This is a genomic window from Streptomyces sp. NBC_00690 (assembly GCF_036226685.1).
Classification (GTDB): domain Bacteria; phylum Actinomycetota; class Actinomycetes; order Streptomycetales; family Streptomycetaceae; genus Streptomyces.
In genome coordinates, this window is sequence record NZ_CP109009.1 from 7,470,075 (window position 1) to 7,488,611 (window position 18,537).

At 73.0% G+C, this 18,537-nt stretch carries 13 protein-coding genes and 2 pseudogenes; 5 read left to right on the forward strand and 10 right to left on the reverse strand.

What is annotated here, in order from left to right:
* Nucleotides 1-138 precede the first annotated feature (138 nt).
* On the reverse strand, nucleotides 139-1,734 hold the full coding sequence (locus tag OID54_RS32475) for a serine/threonine-protein kinase (RefSeq protein ID WP_329025419.1): 1,596 nt from the start codon (nucleotides 1,732-1,734) through the stop codon (nucleotides 139-141).
* Nucleotides 1,735-2,024: 290 nt separating this feature from the next.
* Between OID54_RS32475 and OID54_RS32480 the strand changes: the two genes are divergently transcribed.
* The 5 genes and pseudogenes from OID54_RS32480 (at nucleotide 2,025) to OID54_RS32495 (ending at nucleotide 4,697) form a co-directional block, all read left to right on the forward strand.
* Nucleotides 2,025-2,765 (forward strand): SDR family oxidoreductase, encoded by a 741-nt coding sequence (locus tag OID54_RS32480; RefSeq protein WP_329025420.1) that lies wholly within the window; start codon nucleotides 2,025-2,027, stop codon nucleotides 2,763-2,765.
* Between the two features lie 700 nt (nucleotides 2,766-3,465).
* Nucleotides 3,466-3,636 (forward strand): annotated as a pseudogene (locus tag OID54_RS32485) (tyrosine-type recombinase/integrase); the annotation flags it as partial.
* 26 nt (nucleotides 3,637-3,662) lie between these two features.
* A complete protein-coding gene (locus OID54_RS39290) occupies nucleotides 3,663-3,779 on the forward strand; it encodes a LuxR C-terminal-related transcriptional regulator (RefSeq protein ID WP_443055809.1) in 117 nt (38 codons plus the stop codon).
* Between the two features lie 100 nt (nucleotides 3,780-3,879).
* Entirely contained in the window at nucleotides 3,880-4,137 is a 258-nt protein-coding gene (locus OID54_RS32490; RefSeq protein WP_329028040.1) for a hypothetical protein, read from the forward strand.
* 2 nt (nucleotides 4,138-4,139) lie between these two features.
* Complete coding sequence (locus OID54_RS32495) at nucleotides 4,140-4,697, forward strand: hypothetical protein (protein WP_329025423.1); 558 nt, start codon at nucleotides 4,140-4,142, stop codon at nucleotides 4,695-4,697.
* 271 nt (nucleotides 4,698-4,968) lie between these two features.
* Here the strand turns inward: OID54_RS32495 and OID54_RS32500 are convergent, their stop codons facing one another.
* The 9 genes and pseudogenes from OID54_RS32500 to OID54_RS32540 all read right to left on the reverse strand — a co-directional run.
* Nucleotides 4,969-5,697: a 4'-phosphopantetheinyl transferase family protein gene (locus OID54_RS32500; RefSeq protein WP_329025425.1), complete on the reverse strand. Its 729-nt coding sequence runs from the start codon at nucleotides 5,695-5,697 to the stop codon at nucleotides 4,969-4,971.
* A 55-nt stretch (nucleotides 5,698-5,752) separates the two neighbouring features.
* A complete protein-coding gene (locus tag OID54_RS32505) occupies nucleotides 5,753-7,273 on the reverse strand; it encodes an MFS transporter (RefSeq protein ID WP_329025426.1) in 1,521 nt (506 codons plus the stop codon).
* Nucleotides 7,270-7,539: a hypothetical protein gene (locus OID54_RS32510; protein ID WP_329025427.1), complete on the reverse strand. Its 270-nt coding sequence runs from the start codon at nucleotides 7,537-7,539 to the stop codon at nucleotides 7,270-7,272. The genes OID54_RS32505 and OID54_RS32510 overlap by 4 nt, the downstream gene beginning before the upstream one ends.
* 236 nt (nucleotides 7,540-7,775) lie before the next feature.
* Nucleotides 7,776-9,113 (reverse strand): glutamate synthase-related protein, encoded by a 1,338-nt coding sequence (locus OID54_RS32515; RefSeq protein WP_329025429.1) that lies wholly within the window; start codon nucleotides 9,111-9,113, stop codon nucleotides 7,776-7,778.
* Complete coding sequence (locus tag OID54_RS32520; RefSeq protein ID WP_329025432.1) at nucleotides 9,110-10,108, reverse strand: asparagine synthetase A; 999 nt, start codon at nucleotides 10,106-10,108, stop codon at nucleotides 9,110-9,112. The genes OID54_RS32515 and OID54_RS32520 overlap by 4 nt, the downstream gene beginning before the upstream one ends.
* Nucleotides 10,109-10,141: 33 nt before the next feature.
* Nucleotides 10,142-11,527 carry a methylaspartate mutase gene (locus tag OID54_RS32525; RefSeq protein ID WP_329025434.1) on the reverse strand — a complete coding sequence of 462 codons (1,386 nt, stop codon included), beginning with the start codon at nucleotides 11,525-11,527 and terminating at the stop codon, nucleotides 10,142-10,144.
* Nucleotides 11,524-11,958, reverse strand: coding sequence for a cobalamin B12-binding domain-containing protein (locus OID54_RS32530; protein ID WP_329027916.1), 435 nt, complete (start codon nucleotides 11,956-11,958; stop codon nucleotides 11,524-11,526). The genes OID54_RS32525 and OID54_RS32530 overlap by 4 nt, the downstream gene beginning before the upstream one ends.
* A gap of 262 nt (nucleotides 11,959-12,220) precedes the next feature.
* The gene (locus OID54_RS32535) at nucleotides 12,221-12,436 is read right to left on the reverse strand and encodes an MbtH family protein (protein ID WP_329025436.1); all 216 of its coding nucleotides are present in this window, start codon (nucleotides 12,434-12,436) and stop codon (nucleotides 12,221-12,223) included.
* Nucleotides 12,433-18,093, reverse strand: a pseudogene (locus OID54_RS32540) (non-ribosomal peptide synthetase); the annotation flags it as partial. The pseudogene OID54_RS32540 and the gene OID54_RS32535, both read right to left, overlap by 4 nt.
* Nucleotides 18,094-18,537 lie beyond the last annotated feature (444 nt).

The window sequence follows — 18,537 nt, forward strand, 5'->3', positions numbered from 1 at the left end:
CCATGGGCTGCTCGTGGCCTCAAGATCCCTCAGGCGGCCCGGAACGACCGGCCGAACGGAAAACTGGCTATGGCCACCATCCCGAGCTACTGATGAAGCTCGCGGAATTGCCACGGGAGACAACCTCCGCCCGTAGTGTCAGCGAGCGCCGAGTGCCTCGGCCAGGATCTGGGCTTGTACTTTGGTGAGGCGGGTGGCGATCTGGTGGGTGCGGCCTGTCAAGCGTTGCATGACGACGGGGTTGGCGAGCATCCGGTCGCCCATGACGACGGCGATTTCGTTGCGTGGCTGCGGCTGGCCTGCGACCTGTCCGGTCAGATCGGAGAACAGTGCGGCGTCCTGGCTGTTGAAGGTGACCTCGACGATCCAGTCCCGCCCCGCTTGGGTGTCCTCAAAGGTGCGGACGCCGTCCAGCTGACTCACCTGCAGGCCGCCTGACGTGGTGACAGTCGCACACGCGCTGCGGTCGTCAGCGGTGTAGGCAGGTGCCGGTTCGGTACCGGGAGCGAGCACGGCTTCGCCGCGGTGATCAGTGGAGCACACGCCGTCGACTTTGTTGTCCACGGCGTAGAAGCCCACCAGCTCGTGCGTCGGCGCGACGGCCCGCCCGCCGCCTTGCCAGGGCTGCCAGAGCAGCAGCGCCCCCACCATGACGACCACTGCCGCCCCCGAGCCGACGGCCCATAGGCGTTTCTGCCTGCCCTGTCGGCTGGGCGGCGGGGCCTCGTGCTGGGGCGGGGGTGGCTGCACTGTGGTGCGCTCGGGTGCTCCTACCGGACCGGTCACCGCGTCTGGGTCCACCCGTTGCCGCGCGTCTTCCACCTCCCGAGACCGGCGCTCGCCATACCGTTCGATCTCGCTGGTCCAGGCCGGGTCCAGCCAATGCTTGCCGCCACGGCCGGCCGGCTGGCGCCGTAGCTGCCCTGCACAGTCCTCCAGGATCTGGGCTGGCGTCGGGCGGTCAGCTGGGTCGAGCGCCAAACACGGCAGGACCAGGGCGTGGAGTTCGGGCGTCAGCCCGGACACGTCGAGGTCGCCGGTCGCTGCCCGCACCAGTTGTTCCATCGCCGGGCCGGAGCCGCCGTCCCGGTAAGGGGCCCGGCCGACGGCCAGATGGAAAAGCGTGGCGCCCAGCGAGAAGACGTCCGAGGCGGGTGTGGTGGCCTGCCCCTGGGCCTGCTCGGGTGCGGCGAACGCGACCGTGCCCAGCACGGCCTGGGTCCTCGTCATGTCGATGGCATGGGAGATCCCGAAGTCGATGACCCGGGGGCCGTCGATGGGAAGCAGAACGTTCGACGGCTTCACATCACGGTGCACCAGCCCCGCGGCATGGATACTCAGCAACGCCTCCGCGACACCTGCGGCGACCCAGTACAAGGCCCGCGGTTGCAAGGTTCCGCACCTCGCCACCAGGTCTCGCAGGGAAGGGGCCGCAATGTACTCGGTGGCCATCCACGGCATCGACGCCTGCGCGTCCGCAGCGACCACACTCGCGGTGTAGACACCCTGCACACGCTGCGCGAGCGCCACCTCGCGGGCGAAGCGGCGCCGGTCCGCCTGGGCGACGACGCCGCTCGCGTCGTCGGCCAGCAACGTCTTTACCGCCACCGTCCGCCCGCCGGCGGACGTGGCCAGATACACCCTGCCCATCCCGCCACTGGCCAATTCCCCGAGCACCGTGAACGGCCCGAAACGACGCTCCGGCTGCGATTGCTTCACCCTGTCGCTGTGCATGTCTGCCCGTCCTGGTCCGCCCCGCCCCGCATGCCAACGGCCGCCACTTTAAAGGCGGTTGATCTGACGCGGCGCCGACCGCGCAGAGCATCGGAGTCGCACGGTGTGCCGGCGGATCGAAGACACCCCCGGAGACCGCACGAGGTCGTTCCAGGTAGGTAGGGACGGCCATGCGAAGGAGCTGTCGATCGGCTGAACGCGGGCGCTGAGGTGGGGATCGACGCGGAGGCTGTCTGGGTAGAGTGGCTGTCCGAGTCGATCATTCATATGCCCAGCTCGGAGGGCCGGACATGACGGCACAGGGAGAGCGGCAGCGGGTGACTGTGGTCACCGGCGGCAGCCGGGGCATCGGCGCGGCGATCTGCCTGCGGCTGGCGGCCGAGGGACACGACGTCGCCATCGGCTACCGGTCGGACGCCGAGGCGGCCGAGGGCGTGGCCGAAGGGGTGCGCGCGCTGGGCCGGGCGGCCTTCGCGGTCGCGGTCGACACCGCCGACGCGGCGGACGTGGACCGGCTGTTCGACACCGCCGCCGCGCAGTTGGGCCCGATCACCGCACTGGTGAACAACGCCGGGGTGAGCGGTCCGGTCGGACCGTTGGCCAGCGCCGACCCGGAGGGGATGCGGCAGGCTCTGGAGGTCAACGTCCTGGGATACCTGCTGTGTGCCCGCCGGGCCATCGGCGACATGACGGTGGGCGGGGCGATCGTGAACATTTCCTCCGCCGCCGCGACTCTCGGCAGCCCAGGCACCTACGTCCACTACGCGGCGGCGAAGGCCGCCGTGGACGCCATGACGGTCGGGCTGTCCAAGGAGGTGGCGGCCGACGGCATCCGGGTCAACTGCGTCGCCCCCGGGACGATCTGGACCGATTTCCACGCCGACCCGCAGCGGCCCGCCAAGGTGGCGGCGATCGTCCCCATGGGCCGCGCCGGCCGGCCCGAGGAGATCGCCGGCGCGGTCGCCTGGCTGCTCTCGGACGACGCCTCCTACGCCACCGGCACGGTGATGAGGGTCGCCGGCGGGATGTGAGCACGGGCGGTTCCGCCGCTTCGGGGAAGTGAACGGCGCCAGGCCGTTCGGTCGTACCAACGCGCCGCGCCATCCCACTCGATCTACGGTCGGCGTGAGAGTCGCCGCCCGCAGGGCGGCTGCTCGCGTCCCCGTGCTTCCTTCGCACGTTGCACGGGGACGCAATCGGCTATTGGCCAGCATGGTCAGCATCAGCCCTCAAAAACACGGGAAAAGCTGACCGAACAGGCGACCGCCCTTGACCTGCAAAAACGCAGGCTTGGAGCCTAGTTCTGGGGGTGCCTCGATGCTGCGCACCATGTTTAAGTCCAAGACCGTGTGTCTGGACATTTTCGCAGGTCAGGGCGATGCTTGAGGGGTCTTGGTCAGCAATTGGTCAGCATGGGGCGTGTTTGAGTCCTGCTGGCGCTGGACTCAGGGCGTACCGCCGGGGGGCTGATCGGATGACCTCCCGGCCGTTCGGCAGGCATCCTTCGTGGCACGACAGCTTGCCCATGGCATGGGCACGTTCTTCAAGATCTGTGACTGCGCCAAGCCGACACGCTGCCCGCACCACTACTCGATCCGCTAGCGAAATGCTCTCGGCAGGCAGTCCGAGGAGAGCGGGTACGGCACCCAGGACGACGCCAAAGAGCGCTTGACGGCGCTCTATATGGAGAAAAGGAAGACAGCCCCCACTGTTGCGGAGGCCCGTCGAGAAATGGGACAGAAGACGGTCCAGGAATACGCGGAGGAGTGGCTGCCGCGCCAGCGAAAGATGACTGAGTACTCGACGGCGCAGCACGTAGGAAGCTACTTTACGGTCCACATAAATGCGGCCCTGGGATCCCGAAAGCTGGTCTCGGTCACGCCTGATGTGGTCGAAAAGTTCCTGGACGGCCTTGAACGGCCCTGGAGCTGTTCATCTCCGTCAAGACCGTCCAGTACCACCTCACGGACGTCTACGCCAAGTTCGGCATCCGGTCCCGCAGCGAACTGGCGGCCCGGTTCAGGGAACCGTCCACGGGGGTGTGAGCGCGGTGTCCCGGGCAGCGGCCAAACTGCCGCCGGGACTGCCGCTCGGGCACTCCCGGCGGCCCTACGGTCGTGCCGGGCGGACAGCTCCGGAGTGGCCGTGGCTGCGCCCTACGCGCTGGGAGTGCCCATGAAGAAGAACCGGTTGGCAGCAGGCGGTGCGGCGGTGGTGCTCGCTGCGGGGATGGCCATCGGGGCCACCGCCCCGGCGACCGCCGCCCCCGCCGCCGAACGGATCGCCTCCGCCGAGCAGTTCCACGCCCACCTGGCGAAGGCCGTCGAGCGGGAGAGCGCCCAGAACGGCGAGATCAGCTGCTGCCCGGCCGGCCAATACGCCCCCGTAGCGACCGGGGTCTGACCATGGACACCGTGGGAGCGGTGCGGACCGCAGCCGAGCAGTCCGGCCCGGCGGCGGGCCCCGGGGAGTCCCCAGTCACCTGGTGTCCGAGCGGACGCCCGGACCGGCCCGAATCGCAGGTGCTCGGGGTCCGTTCCGGCCAGGACGGCGCGGTTGTCTACCTGGAGCGGCCGATGCCGGCCGCCGAGGTGCTCGGAGCCGTACCGGAGGGCATCGACCCGACCCGGGTGCTGAGGTTCGCCTCGCACTGCGTGTCTGCGTGCGTCCACCGGCGGGGCAACGACTGCACGCTCGTGGAGCGGGTCGGGGTGCTTCCAGAGGCCGGTGAGACCCGGTCAGTCCCACGGTGTCATCTCCGCGGCCGGTGCCAGTGGTGGCAGCAGATCGGGGTGTCCGCCTGCCACCGCTGCCCGGCCGTGGCCACGGCGGTCCTCCAGGAGGACGCCCTCACCATGCTGGTCGCGGATCCTGCGACCACGCTCGAACAGCTCGGCGAGTGGATCGCGCAGTCCCCGGACGGACCCTCCCCCGAGGGGCCGTTCGGCACTGCGGGAGGCTGACCGCCGGGGACAGGGGTACGGCCGGTGTGTCCGGGGAGCGGTCCCCGGACACACCGGCCGTTCGCGTATGCGGTGGTACGGCGAGGAGCCGCCGCCCGGCGGTGCGTGCGCGAACCCGCGGTACGACCTACGCCGTACCGCGGGTTCGTGGCAGGACGTCCCGCCGCACCGTGGTGTACGAGGGGCGAGTGGTACCCGCTCGGGGCCTACGCCGCCCGGGGCACCGGTCGCTGTACGGCCCGGAGCCCCGGACTCCGCCCCGCCCGACCCGTCAGCGGTGGTCGGGCGGATCGGCCAGGGCCAGGGCGGCGTGGTGGCCCTCGGGCGCGAGGACGTCGCCGAGGGTCCAGCCCGGCGGCGAGACGGGCACCGGACCTGCGCTCACGTAGTCCATGGACGGATCGGCGGCCAGTCCCACGCCCGTCCCCTTGAGATATGCCTCCTTGCGGGTCCACACCCGGGTGAACGCCAGGGGGCGTTCGTCCGCGGGCAGGGCGGCGAGTTCGGCGGCCTCCCGGGGGTGCAGCACATCGGCCGATTCGGCGACCGCCGCGGCGTCGGGCACGGGCTCGACGTCCACGCCGACGGGCGTCACCGCGAAGGCGAGCAGGCTCAGCCCGTCGCAGTGCGACAGGGAGAAGTGCAGGGCCCCGCCGGGCACGACGGGCCTGCCGTGCGGTTCGTCGCAGTGCGCGCACGGAGCGCGCTCCACGACCACGTCACGGGCCTGCATTCCCAAGTACGCGCCCAGCAGCCGGCGCAGCGCCACATGGGCGCACACATAGCCGTCGCGGTCGGCCGCGCGCACGAACTCCGCGGCGCGGGCCAGCTCCAGGGCGTCGAGGGTGCCGGGCGCCTGCCCGGCTGCGTACGCCCGGTACTCGGTGGTGTCCACGAGCCACAACCCCGGCCCCGCCGGGGCCGGGGCGGCCGGGGTACCCGGTCCGGAGCCGGAGAGCCGGCGGGGGACCAGCAGTTGTCCGATGGCCGGCGCTGCCATGGGGTGCCTCCAGTTCGTATGGGGATTCGCCCGCGCCGCAGGGCGCGGGCGCGGATCAGGTGGGGAGGGGAACGGGTTCGCCGGACGGGTGCGGTGCTCCTCGGGGCGGCGGCTCGCGGCCGGCGGTGTCCGCCGGGTGCCCGGCCGGTGCCGGGGCAGTGGGAACCGGGCGTCCGGATCCGGCCTCCGGAGGAACGCCATCGCGGTCGTCGCGGTCGTCGCGGTCGGAGGCCGGTACGGGTGGTACGGGTGGTACGGGTGGTACGGCGAGAGCCTTCGAGGAGTCCTTTGCCGAAGGCGCCGGTCGCGGAGACTCGGTGCCGTCCCCGCCCGCCGGGGGTCCGCCGGGGTCCCCGGCCGGCGGGCGTGCCCGCAGCGCGAGAATCGCCGCGACCGGTGAGACGGCCGCGACCGCCCCGCACAGCAGCCAGGTCCGCTCCACCCCGAGCACCAGCGACAACGAGCTGAACAGGGCGATTGACAGCGGCGCGGCACCGATTCCGGCGAGGGCGAGGGTCGACATCGCCGCCCCCATCCGGCCCTCCGGCGTCGCCTGCTGATACAGCGTCACAATCGCCGGGCCGTTGAGACCCGACATCAGGCCGACACCCGCGGCCACCGCAGTCAGCGCCCCCGGCGAGCCCATCAGCGCCATCACCGTGATGCCGGCCGCGAGGCCCGCACCGGTCACCACCAGCCGGAAGAACACCGGAATGCGGTGCGCGAAGGCCGCGCCCAGCGCGCTGGAGGCCAGCGCGCCGAGGCTGAACGCCGCGAGCACCATGGCCACCGCCCCGACGCCCCACCCCCGTTCATGGACGAGCAGCGGCAGGGCCACCTCGACCGGCCAACTGAACGCCATGTCCAGGCAGAGGGATGCGACGAACATCCAGCGCAGCCGGGGGTACCGGGCCAACAGCCGGAAGCCGTCGCCGGAGCGCCGCACCAGCGACCGGCCGCCCGCCTGCCGGGCGGGCCGGGTGAAGCCCCGGGTGATGAACAGCAGACAGCCCAGCCAGACCACTCCGGTCGCGGCGGCCGTCAGCATGGCCACCCATAGTTCGCCGACGGTGATCAGCCAGGCCCCGGCGGGCGCGCCGAGCACCGGGGCGACCCGGAGCACCGTCGCATACGCCGAATTGGCGCGGGCCAGCTGGTCGCCGCGGGCGAACCGGGGCAGCAGTGTCCCGGACGCCGGTCCCGCCATCCCCAGCAGGACGCCTTCCAGCAGGGCGATCCCCACCAGCGGCCACAACTGCTGGGTGGTGGCGGTGACCACCGCGCCGAACGCGAGCAGCGCCGCCCGCGCGGCGGTCGTCCGCAGCAGCACGAACCGGGGCCCCAGCACATCGGCCAGCGCCCCGCCGAAGACGAGCATCAGGGCCCGCGGCACGGTCGCGGCCAGCATCAGCAGGGTGACTGCCCCGGCGCCGCCGAGCTGTACGGCCGTCCAGTTCATCGCGATCAGCAGTGCGAAGCTGCCGAGCTGCACCGCGGCCTGGCCGCCGACGAGCGCGCCGACCCGGCCCCAGGGCACTGCGGCGGACTCCGAGGGGTCCGTCTCGGTCACGGTCATGGGGCGGTCCTCCGGTTCGTGGCTGATGGGGGAAAGGCGGCGGTGACCGCCCGGACGGCGGCCCGCTCGGCGGCCCCGGCGGGCGCCGCAGGACCGGCGGGCGCGCCGAGCACCCGCAGCTCCAGAAGGCCGCCGATATGGGCCCGTCCGGTGCGGGCGAGCCGCCGCGCGGCGGCCTGTCCGGCGGCCCGGGCGGTGGCGGCCGGGGTCTTGGGCACCACGGTCAGCACGGGCAGCGAAGCATCGGGCAGGAACCGGGCCCGCACGGTCCGGCGCTGCCCGGCCGATCGGGGCCGCGCCCCGCGGCTGCCGGAAGCCGAACCGTCCCTCCGCGCGGTCCCGCGGGTGCGGCCGGGCGGAGGCCGCCGTACCGTGATGTCCTTCGCGGATCCCCGCCCCGGCCCGGCCGGGCCGCAGCCCCGGGCGGAGCCGTCCACCGGCGACGGAGTCCGCGACGGTCCCGTGCCCCCGGACCCGGCGCCCGGATGGTGCCCCGGCGGGATCACGGCCGCCCACCCCCCGCCGCTCTGGCGGGCACGGGCCGGCCCGCCGCCGGCGGCGGCCACAGGTCCGCCCGGGTCAGGTCCCCGGGCCGGTACTGGCCCAGGGCGTGGAGGAGCAGCCTCAACTCCAGGGCGAGGGCCTCCACCAGCCGTTCTAGACCGTGCTCCCGGTCCTCGTCCACGGCCAGCAGCGCGGCCCGGCCCAGACCGACGGCCGTGGCGCCGAGCGCCAGGGCTCGGACCGCCCGGCCGCCCTCCCACATTCGGCCGGAGGCCAGCAGGCTCGCCCCCTCGGGCCGGTCGACCAGGCCGAGGCAGTCGGCCAGCGGCAGCCCCACACCGTCCAGGAAGACCCGGGGCGCCCAGCCCGTACCGCCCTCGGCGCCGTCCACGGTCACCGCGTCCGCCCCGGCGGCCCAGGCCGTCGCCGCCGCCGTGCCGAGGTCCCGGCCCGGGTGGAACTTCACCCACACCCTGGCGAGCGGGAAGTTGTTCCGCATGAAGCGGATCTGCTGGCGGAGGATCTCCTCGGTGAACGTTCCCGGGGTGGCACAGCGCAGCCGGGAACCGTCCGGGCCCAGCTCCGCGCCGAGCGTGAACAGCCCCGCTGCGCAGAGCCGTTCGGCTTCCGCGGCATCGACCACCGTCATTCCGCCGAGACCGGGTTTGGCGCCCTGACCGGTCTTCAGCTCGAAGCCGAGCCGGCCCGAGTCCCTCAGCTCCCGTACCGCCGGATCACTGTAGAGGAGGTTCCACACCTCCGAGTCGGCGTCCTCGGTGGACTGCTGCACCACCACGCCGCCGGGGCCGTTGCCCACAGCTTCCGCATAGGCTTCGATCCGGGCGAGGAGCACCGAGCGGTAGCCGTGGACGGGCACGGTGTTCTCCCCGATGACCATGGGGATCCCGAGTCGCCCCGCCTGGCGGGCCGCCGCCACCGCGAGATCACCGCTGCCGGCCCGGGTCGACCCGAACGCCGAGAGGTACACCGGCAGCGCGGCGTCGAAACCGCCGATCCCGGAGTGCAGTTCGACGTCGTCGTGGCCGGGCTCCCGGCCCAGTGCGATGAGCTTCTCCAGCCGCCGCGGCATGAACACCGGCGGCGCGGGACGCAGGGCGTCCAGCGCATCCGGCGGCCCGCCGCCCCAGGGCGCGACCGCCGGCCGGATCCCGCCGGATCCCGGGGCCGGAGCACCCGGTCCGCCCGCGGCCCCCGCGCCGAACAGGCCCGTCCCATACTCCCCGGACGGCGGGAAGACCTCCGCGGCGCCGTGCCGGGCCCGGGCCCGTACCGACTCCTCGGGAAAGCCGGCCGCCGTCACCGTGCCCGTACTCACGGCGTGATCACCCCCGGCAGCTTCGGATAGGCGCTGACCTGCCACAGGGCGTCCAGCCCGGTCAGGAAGCGGACCAGCCGCTGGAGTCCCATGCCGAAGCCCGCGCTGGGGGAGAGGCCGCGGCGCGCCACGTCCAGGTACCAGGCGTACTTCGCCGGGTTCTCGCCGCTCTCCCGCATCCGGGTGACGATCGTCGCGTAGTCGGCCTCGCGCTCGCTGCCGCTGACCAGTTCGCCGTAGCCGCCGTGCGCGATGAGGTCGAAGTTCCGCAGCACACCGGGGCGTTCGGGGTCCTCCCGGTCGTAGAAGCCGCGGGAGCCCTTCGGATAGTCGTCGACGAAAAGCGGGTGCCCGGCGTCCAGCGACAGGATCCGCTCTGCCTCCCAGTCGATCTCCGCGTCCGGGCTCTGCACATGACCGAGGGCCGCCAGCCGGGACACCGCCTCCTCGTGGGTGCAGCGGTCGAACTTTCCGGCCCGCAGCTCGGCGAAGTCGGCCTCGTCGCGGCCGAGTTCCCGCAGCACGTCGGGCACGACGGTCCAGACGTGCTCCACCACCCGGGTCAGCAGCCCGGCGGCGACCGACTGCGCGTCCTCGCGGCTCGCGCCCGCGATCTCCACGTCGATCTGGTGGAACTCCACCAGATGGCGGCCCGTTCCGGCGGTCTCCGGCGGCTCCACCCGGATGTTCGGGGCGATGTAGAAAAGCCGCGGGAAGCCCTCCAGCGACGCCTGCTTGTAGAGGATTGCGCTGGTCATCAGCTTGTACTTCTGCCCGTAGTAGTCGACGTCGAGGGCCTTGGCGCCCCGGCCGCCGGGGTCGGTGACCGGGCCGATCAGCGGGGGCAGCAGTTCGGTGAAGCCCTCGCCGCGCAGGAACTCCCGCGCCGCGTACAGCGCCTCCTGCTGGACGAGCATCGCGGACCGCAGCCGCGGCGACGCCAGATGGTCACCGAGCGGCGGAAGGACGGGGGCGGATGCGCGGGCGGGTTCCATGACGGTCTACTCCAGACGATCGGGTGACGGGGTTCAGGAAGGCGAGGGGGCGGCGGAGAGGATCCGGCCGCCCGGTGCCGGGGTGTCGTAACGGGTCGCGACGCCGTACAGCGCGGCCAGCAGCCCGTCGGAGGTCAGCGGGGTACGGGCACCGTCCGGCGCCGTGCCGGGCGGTACCGGCATGCCGCCGGTCTCCGCCCACCGCAGCCGCCCGGCGGAGTCCAGAAAGCTGCGGCTGCGGCCCGCGTTGTCGGGGTGCAGGCAGTACGGCACGTCCAGCACGCCCCGGGCGAAGGCGGTCCGCAGCGCCCGCCCGAGGTCGTCGCCGAGGTCGAGGACGGCCTCCACGAAGGCCCGTGCCTCGCGGTAGACGGCGCTGTCGCCGCCCTCGTCCGCGGCGGGGTCCGGGACGGCCGGGGCACGGGGCCGGGCGCGCGCCGCGAGGTCCGCGGCCGCTGCGGCGGTCTCCAGCGCCCGCAGGTTCTCCCTTACCGTCGGAATCCGGTGCGCCTCCGCGGCCGTCTTCACGATCAGCCGCTGGGCGCCGGCCCGTACCGCGAGCCGTGCGGAGGCTTCCAGCAGCAGGGTCGCGCCGCGTTCGGTCCGCGGATACACCCCCATATAGGTGTAGAGGACCACATGCCGGTCGGTGTCTGGTGGCAGGAACTCCGCGGCCAGCCGGTGCAGCGCCCGGACGGCTTCGGCGTCCTGGGCGGGGTCCGTCTGCTGGGCGAAGCTGAGGGAGACACTGCGGATGCCGTGGCGGGTGAAGAAGAGGGCCTCCAGCAGACTGAGCGCCACCAGCAGCCCGGGCGGGCAGAGCTGGCCGAGCATGCAGCCGCCGAAGCTCTCCAGGTGCGGCAGGTCCGGGGCGGGCACCAACTCCGTGAGGAGTTCACAGGCCCGCGCCCAGTTCTCCACCGAATCGGCGAGCGGGGTGCGCCCGTAGGGCAGGCAGTACGAGACGGGGCCGCCCTCGGTCGCGTGCAGACCGGCCGCGGCGAGCGCCCGGACGATGGCCTCGGGCCGGGACGAACCGTGCCGCACCTGCACCGGGAACGCCGGGCCCGCGATGCCGTCGAGCACGGCCCGGGTTCGCTCGGCGGAGTGGGCGGTGATCGGATAGCCGTTGAGTCGGGCGCCCTCGGCGACGGCGGCCCGGGCTCCGGCGTGATCGCCGACCCGGGTGTAGCTATCGATGGTGAGCGTGCCGACGGTGACCGCCGCGGCGGACCGGGTGGCAGCCAGGCCGGTGCGCATCCGGGCGGGGTCGGAAAATCCCATCCGCGGCTGGACCACGAGCCGGCCGGCCCGGGCGGCCCGGGCGACGAACCCGCCGAACGACTCCGCGGGCCCGGGGTCCCGACCGCCGTTCCTGCGGCCCTCCGGGGCGGTGAGGACCGTGCTGCCGGGTCTCATGCCACGGCCTGGGGAAGCACGGGCAGGGGTGGCCGGGTGGCGGAGGCGAGGTCCGCCGTGAACGCCCGCAGCGCTTCCACGTCCCCGTCGTCGAAGACCGCGTCGCAGCCCGCCTCCAGGAGCAGCGCCCGCTGGGCCGGATCGGTCCGGCCCGCGACTCCGAGCTTGCCCCCCACGACGACCGGCACGCCCAGCCGGGCGGAGCGCAGGGACCGGACGGCGGAGAGCGCATCACGGTAGCCGTGACCGTTGACGCTGCTGATGACGACCAGCTCGGGCGCCGACTCCGTGCACGCCGCCAGGAGCAGTTCGTCGGGCACGCACGGCCCCAGGCACCTCACCCGGTGGCCGCGCTCCTCCAGGAAGAGCCGGAGGTAGACCAGGTTCCAGGTGTGGGAATCCGATGCGGTACCGGTCAGCAGTATCGTCAAACTCCGTTGTCGCATGCCGAAAATATAGGGACGATAGGCTTCGGGAAGGGGAAGTTGCAGGCGGCAGAAACGGCGCAGAAAGAGAACGCAGAAGAAAAACGCAGAAAGAGAACGTCGAAATCGGTTCAGCGAGGTCGCGAAGAGAGCGGAGGGGTCGCCCGGAGTATCGGGTTGCATTCCCCGGGGCACACGGAAGGGCCGCGGTCCGGAGTGTGTCCGGACCGCGGCCGGCGGTCTTGGGGAAAGGGAGGGCGGAGCCCGGTCAGGTGTACTGGGCGAGCAGGCTCTTCGGCCGGATGTCGGTCCAGTTGGCCTCCACGTACTCCAGCGCCCCGTCCCTCGGGCCTGGCCCCCAGACCCCGTCCCAGCCTGCGGGGATGTCAGCGAAGACCGGCCATAGGGCGTGCTGCCCCTCGTCGTTGACCACCACGTGGAAGATGCCGTCGGGGTCGTCGAAAGGGTTGGTGGGGTTCGTCATGACAGGCTCCTCAAAGCGTCGGAAAGGATAAGGCCGATTTTTTCCAGGGGTTCGGGCTCGCCCATCCTGGTGTGGATGACCCCGATGGTGTGCTGTTCGACGGTGCCGTCGACATAGGGAATCCAGGATCGTGAAAGAGTGCTCTCGGGGGCGCCCTCTCCCCGGGCCGCGAAGAACAGCATCTGTGTCTTCACCGGACGGGGCGCATAGAGTTTCACGATTTCCGCATGGTCGATGGAGGAGCCGATCACCGAACGGATCTCGTCGTCGGAGAAACCACCCAGCACCGGATCGTTCTCCCGGACCAGCCCGATCAGCCCCGCCACGTCGAAGGGCGCGTCCTCCGGCTCGTCGGTTGCGTCGCCGACCAGCATCTCCCGCTTCTCCGCCGGGGTCATCCGGTGCCGTTCGGGTTCGGTCGGCACCAGATGGACGTCCATCATCGCCAGCAGCTCGGTCCGTTCGCCCTGCTCCGCCAGCATCACCGCCAGCGCATGGGCCAGGGTGCCGCCGAACGACCAGCCGAGGAAGCGGTACGGGCCCTGCGGCTGAACCCGCCGGATGTGCTCCAGATACTCGCGGGCCATCTCCTCGACCGACTCCGGACGGTGCCCCAGCTCCGACAGCGCCCTGGCCTGGATCGCGTACAGCGGCTGGTCCGGGCCCAGATGCCGGGCCAGCCCCACGTACGTCCAGCCGACACCGGTGCCGGGGTGCAGCGCGAACAGCGGACGCCGGGTGCCGCCGGGCTGGAGCGGCAGCAGGACGCCCATCGGGTCGAAGCCCGACGGTTCGTCCGCGAGCAGCCCCGCGACCGTCGGTGTGCGGAACAGGTCCCGGACGCCCAGCTCCAGCCCGAGCGCCGTCCGCGCCCGGCTCACCAGCCGGACGCCCAGCAGCGAATGCCCGCCCAGGGCGAAGAAACTGTCGTCGATGCCGACACCCGTCACCCCGAGGATCTCCTCGAACAGCCCGCACAGCACCTCCTCGCGCGGAGTCCTCGGCGCCCGCCCCGACGGGGCGGCGGCCGGAGCGGGCGCGGGCAGCGCCCCGCGGTCCGGTTTGCCGTTCACGGTCAGCGGGATGTCGTCCAGCAGCATCAGCGCCGACGGCACCATGTGCTCCGGGAGTTCGGCGGCCGCCCAGCGCAGCAGCCCCTGCTCCGTCGGGGTCCGCCCGGCGCGCGGTACCACGTAAGCCACCAGCCGTTTGCCGCCCGGACCGTCGTCGAGGACGACCACCGCGGCCCGTCCCACATCGGGATGCCGGGCCAGGGTCTCTTCGATCTCACCGGGCTCGATGCGGAAGCCGCGCAGTTTGACCTGGCCGTCCGCCCTTCCCAGGAACCGCAGTTCACCGCCCGCCGTCCAGTGGACCAGATCGCCCGTGCGGTACATCCGTTCGCCGCCGGCGGCGAACGGATCGGCGACGAACCGCTCCGCGGTCAGCCCCGGCCGGCCCAGATAGCCCCGGGCCACCTGGGTGCCCGCGAGGTACATCTCCCCGGCGACGCCCACCGGCACCGGGCGCAGCGCCCCGTCCAGGACGTACACCCGGGTGTTGTCCAGCGCGGCGCCGAGGAACACACCAGGCAGCACCCGGGAGTCCGTGTCCAGCCGCTGGTGGTGCGAGGCGAACGTGGTCTCGGTCGGACCGTAGCTGTGCACCAGGACCGTGTCCGGGCAGTGGTCCAGCACCCGCTGGAGGGCGGCCGGGGACGCTACGTCCCCACCGGTCCACACCTCGTCCAGCAGTTTGAGGGTGTCGAGACCCTCGTCGGCCATGATGTGGAAGAGACCCATGGTGAAGTAGGCGGCGGTCACCCCGTGGGCGCGGATCGTGTCGTCCAGCTCCGCCAGATCCGTACCGGAACCCGGCGCGAACACCAGCTCCCCGCCGTTCAGCAGCGGCACCCACAGTTCGTAGGTGGAGGCGTCGAAGCCGATCGCCGAATGCACCAGCATCCGCCGGTGGTTGCGGTGGTCCCAGCAGCGGTCGGTGACCAGCTCCACCACATTGCGGTGGGTGACCCCGACGCCCTTGGGCCGGCCCGTGGACCCCGAGGTGAACATCGTGTACATCAGGGCGTCCTCGCCGACCGCCACCCGCGGATCGGTGCTCGGGCCGCCCGGCACCGGAGTGTCCGCCGACAGCACCCGCACGCCCGCCGCCACCTGCCGCGCCACCGGCCCGGTGGAGACGTACGCCTCCTCGGTGACGAGCACACCCGCCCCCGTGTCCTCCATGATCATGGCGATCCGGGTGTCCGGCAGCCGAGGGTCCAGCGGTACGTACGCAGCCCCGCACTTCAGCGCCGCCAGCGCCGCCACCAGGAGCTGCGGCGTGCGGTCCAGCAGCAGCCCGACCGCGCCGTGCGGCGCCACCCCGGCACCGATCAGCCGGTGCGCCAGCGCGTTCGCCCGCCGGTTGAGCTCCGCGAACGTCATGGTCCGGTCCTCATGACGGACCGCGACCGCGAGCGGGGTGCGGCGGACCTGCTCCTCGAAGCGCTCGTGCACCAGCCCCGGCAGCACCCGCGGTACCGCCGTCGCGTTGTAGCCCACGAGCAGACGCTCGGCCTCCTCCCCGGACAGCAGCGGCACATCGCCGATCCGAGTGTCCGGCGCGTCGGCCACCACCCGCAGCAGCCGGGCCACATGCGCCGCCAACTGGGCCGCGGTGCCCTCGTCGTAGAGGTCGAGCGCGTACTCAAGGACGCCTTCCAGACCGGCCGGGGCACCGGAGGCGTCCCGGGTCTCGCGCAGCGCCAGCGTCAGGTCGAACTTGGTCAACCCGGACGCGGCGGGCAGCGGAGTGCCGGACAGCGGTGAACCCGGCAGGGGCGCCCGCTCGGCCGGGTGCACCTGCACCATCACCTGCACCAGCGGGTGGTGGGCCGTGGACCGTACCGGATTGAGCTCCTCCACCACCAGGTCGAAGGGGAGCTGCTGGTGCGCGAAGGCCGCGAGGTCCGTCTCCCGGACCCGGTCCAGCAGCTCGGCGAAGGACGGGTTCCCGGCCGTGTCGGTCCGCAGCACGAGCGTATTGACGAAGAAACCGACCAGCTGCTCCAGCGCCTGGTCGTCCCGGCCGGCGACCACCGTGCCCAGCGGCAGGTCCGTGCCCGCGCCGTGCCGGGTCAGCACCGCGGCCAGCGCCGCCTGCACGACCATCAGCAGAGTCGCGCCGTGCGTCAGAGCGAGTCGGCCGAGAGCGGCGTGGACATCCGCGTCCAGGGCCGGGACGGTGGCCGTCGCCCCCCGGTGTGTGGCCTCCGCGGGACGCGTCCGCGCCGGAACCGTTTCGAGTACGGGCGGCATACCCGCCAGCCGATCGCGCCAGTAGGACTTCTGGGTCGCAGCCGAGGGGCCCGACAGCAGCTTCCGCTCCCACAGGGTGTAGTCGGCGTACTGCACGGGCAGCGGAGGCAGGTCGGGGGCCGCTCCGCCGAGCCGGGCCGTGTACGCCGCGGACAGATCGGACAGCAGCGGCCCCGAGGACCAGCCGTCGGCCGCGATGTGGTGCACCAGCAGCACGAGGACCTGCCCGCCGCCGTCCCCGCCGGTCTCCACGAGCCAGGCACGGAACGGGATTTCAGCGGCCAGTTCGAAGACATGGCCGGCCGCCGCTGTGACAGCGGCCGCCTCCTCCTCCGGCCGGGCCCGCACTACCGTCAGCACCGGCCGGACCGACTGCCGCACCTCCTGGTACGGCTGCCCCTCCTCCGCCCGATAGACGGTCCGCAGCACCTCGTGCCGCTCGGCGACGTCGGCGAGCGCGTCGGCGAGGACCGCCGGGTCCAGCGGACGGTCGAGCCGCAGCACGAAGGGCATGTTGTACGAGCGGCTCGCCCCCTCCAGTTGGCCGGTGAACCAGAGCCGGCGCTGGGCGTACGACAGCGGGAGCCGTTCGGGCCGGTCGGCCGCCGGTACGGGAGCGGGCCCCGGCCGGACCTCCCCGGAGCGGGCCGCGGCACCCCCGGATCCGGCGGCGATCCTGGCGGCGAGCCGGGCCGGAGTGGGCGCCAGGAAGAGGTCCCGCAGCCGCAGTTCGACCCCCAGCAGGGACCGCACCCGGTTCACCAGCCGGACGCCCGCCATCGAGTGCCCGCCGACGGCGAAGAAGTTGTCGTCCGGGCCCACCGATGCACGGCGGGTGATCTCGGCGAAGACCCGGCGGAGCACGGCGACCGTCGCCGGATCGGCCGCCGGACCCGCCACCGCGGCCTCCGCGACCGTGCTGGTCCGCGCGGGCCGGGCCGCCAGCAGGGCCCGCTCCGCCGCCGGCAGCAGCTCCGCCGGCCGCAGGGGCGCGTCACCGCCTTCGGCGAACCTCGCCAGGGCCCGTACGTACACATCGAGAAGCAGTTGCGCCGTTGCCTCGTCGAAGAGGTCCTCGGCATAGGTCCACCACAGCTCCAGACCGCCCTGCTCTGGGCGGGCGGCACAGGTCACCGCGAGATCGAACTTCGCCGCGTCCAGCCCGGTCTCCTCGAACCGGCCCCGCAGTACGGATCCGATCCGTACCTCCCCGGCCGCCGGATCCGATGCCTCCTGCACCGCCAGGGTGACCTGGAACAGCGGGTTCGCGCCCGGCGCCCGGCGCGGATTGAGCAGCTCCACCAGCCGGTCGAACGGCAGCTCCTGATGGGCGTACGCCCCCAGCGCGGCGTCCCGGGCCCGGGCCACCAGCTCCCGGGGACCCGCGGGTCCGGCGACATCGGCCCGCAGGACCAGGGAGTTCACGAAGAAGCCGACCAGCTCGTCCAGGGCTTCGTCGGAGCGCCCCGCGACCGGTGTGCCGACGGCCGCGTCCGGACCGGCGCCGCAGACGTCGAGCGCGGTGCCGAGCGCGGCCCGCGCCACCATCAGCAGACTGGCGTCCGCCCCGGCGGCCAGCGCCGAGAGCCCGGCGTGCGCCGCGGCGTCCAGCGCGGCGGTGAGGGTACGGGCCCGGCCGCTCGGCGCTGCGGGCCGCGGCCGGTCGGCGGGCAGGTCGAGCAGGGGCGGCAGCCCGGCGAGCGCCTCCCGCCAGTACGCGGCGAGTTTCGAGTCGTCCGCCAGTAGCTCCCGCTGCCAGAGCGTGTAGTCCGCGTACTGCACCGGCAGCGGCTCCCACCGCGGCCCGGCACCGGCGGCCCGGGCGTCGTAGGCCGTGCCGAGATCCCGCAGCAGCGGGCCCACCGACCAGCCGTCGGTGGCGATGTGATGGGTGAGCAGCGCCAGGACGGCGGACCCGTCGCCCGGCAGGAACAGCGCGGCCCGCAGCGGGAGCCCGGTCTCCGGATCGAAGGTCCCCGCGGTGAACCCGGCCACCTCGGCGGCCACCTCGCCGGGCGCGCACGACCGTACGGCGAGGTCGGGACGCGCGCCCTCCAGTACCCGCTGGTACGGCTCGCCGTGACCGTCCGCCGGATACACCGTCCGCAGCACCTCGTGCCGCTCCAGCACATCGGCGAGCGCCGCCTCCAGCGCACCGGGCTCGGGCACCGCGTCCAGCCGGACCACCAGCGGCAGGTTGTACGTCGGGGACGGTCCCTCCAGCCGGTTGAGGAACCAGAGCCTGCGCTGGGCGTACGACAGCGGTATCCGCTCCGGATCCGTGACGTCCGGTTCGTCGTCGGTTCCGACGGAGGCGGTGGGAGCGGTCGAGGGCATCGCATGGCCTCCAGAAGAAGGGGGAGTGGGGGCGGCGGGTCCGGATCGAAGGGCCCGCGCAGCAAACGTACGAGCCGTCGCCTCGCGCACCGGGCAGTTGCCGGGGCAGCTCCCGCGCCCCGGGCTGCCGCTTCTGCCTGCCGCCTGCTCCGGGCGGGCGACTCTGCAGGTGCCCTGAGCTGTTGTTGCTCGGCATCGGTGCCGACGCGGCTTGTTCCTCCGGGAGCCCGGGAGCCCGGGAGGTCATCGTTCCTGTGCTCGTGGCCCGGAACCACGCATCTGCCAAGAGCTGTCCCCGGTCGACCGACTGCCGTCACCGGTTGCTCGCGCCACATCCGGCCCGCGGCCGGACTGCAGCAGCCCCCGGCGGACGGGCGTTCCTGCCGCCCGGGGCGGGAGCGCCGAGCCCACCAGGGGCGCCCGAGCCGGAACCGCGCCCGGGCC

Bases quoted from the DNA above. Each gene is read 5' to 3' on its own strand.
- OID54_RS32505 (WP_329025426.1), bottom strand. From the start codon at position 7,273: ATGACCGTGACCGAGACGGACCCCTCGGAGTCCGCCGCAGTGCCCTGG.
- OID54_RS32535 (WP_329025436.1), bottom strand. From the start codon at position 12,436: ATGACGAACCCCACCAACCCTTTCGACGACCCCGACGGCATCTTCCAC.
- OID54_RS32475 (WP_329025419.1), bottom strand. From the start codon at position 1,734: ATGCACAGCGACAGGGTGAAGCAATCGCAGCCGGAGCGTCGTTTCGGG.
- OID54_RS32495 (WP_329025423.1), top strand. From the start codon at position 4,140: ATGGACACCGTGGGAGCGGTGCGGACCGCAGCCGAGCAGTCCGGCCCG.
- OID54_RS32525 (WP_329025434.1), bottom strand. From the start codon at position 11,527: ATGAGACCCGGCAGCACGGTCCTCACCGCCCCGGAGGGCCGCAGGAAC.
- OID54_RS32480 (WP_329025420.1), top strand. From the start codon at position 2,025: ATGACGGCACAGGGAGAGCGGCAGCGGGTGACTGTGGTCACCGGCGGC.
- OID54_RS32520 (WP_329025432.1), bottom strand. From the start codon at position 10,108: ATGGAACCCGCCCGCGCATCCGCCCCCGTCCTTCCGCCGCTCGGTGAC.
- OID54_RS32500 (WP_329025425.1), bottom strand. From the start codon at position 5,697: ATGGCAGCGCCGGCCATCGGACAACTGCTGGTCCCCCGCCGGCTCTCC.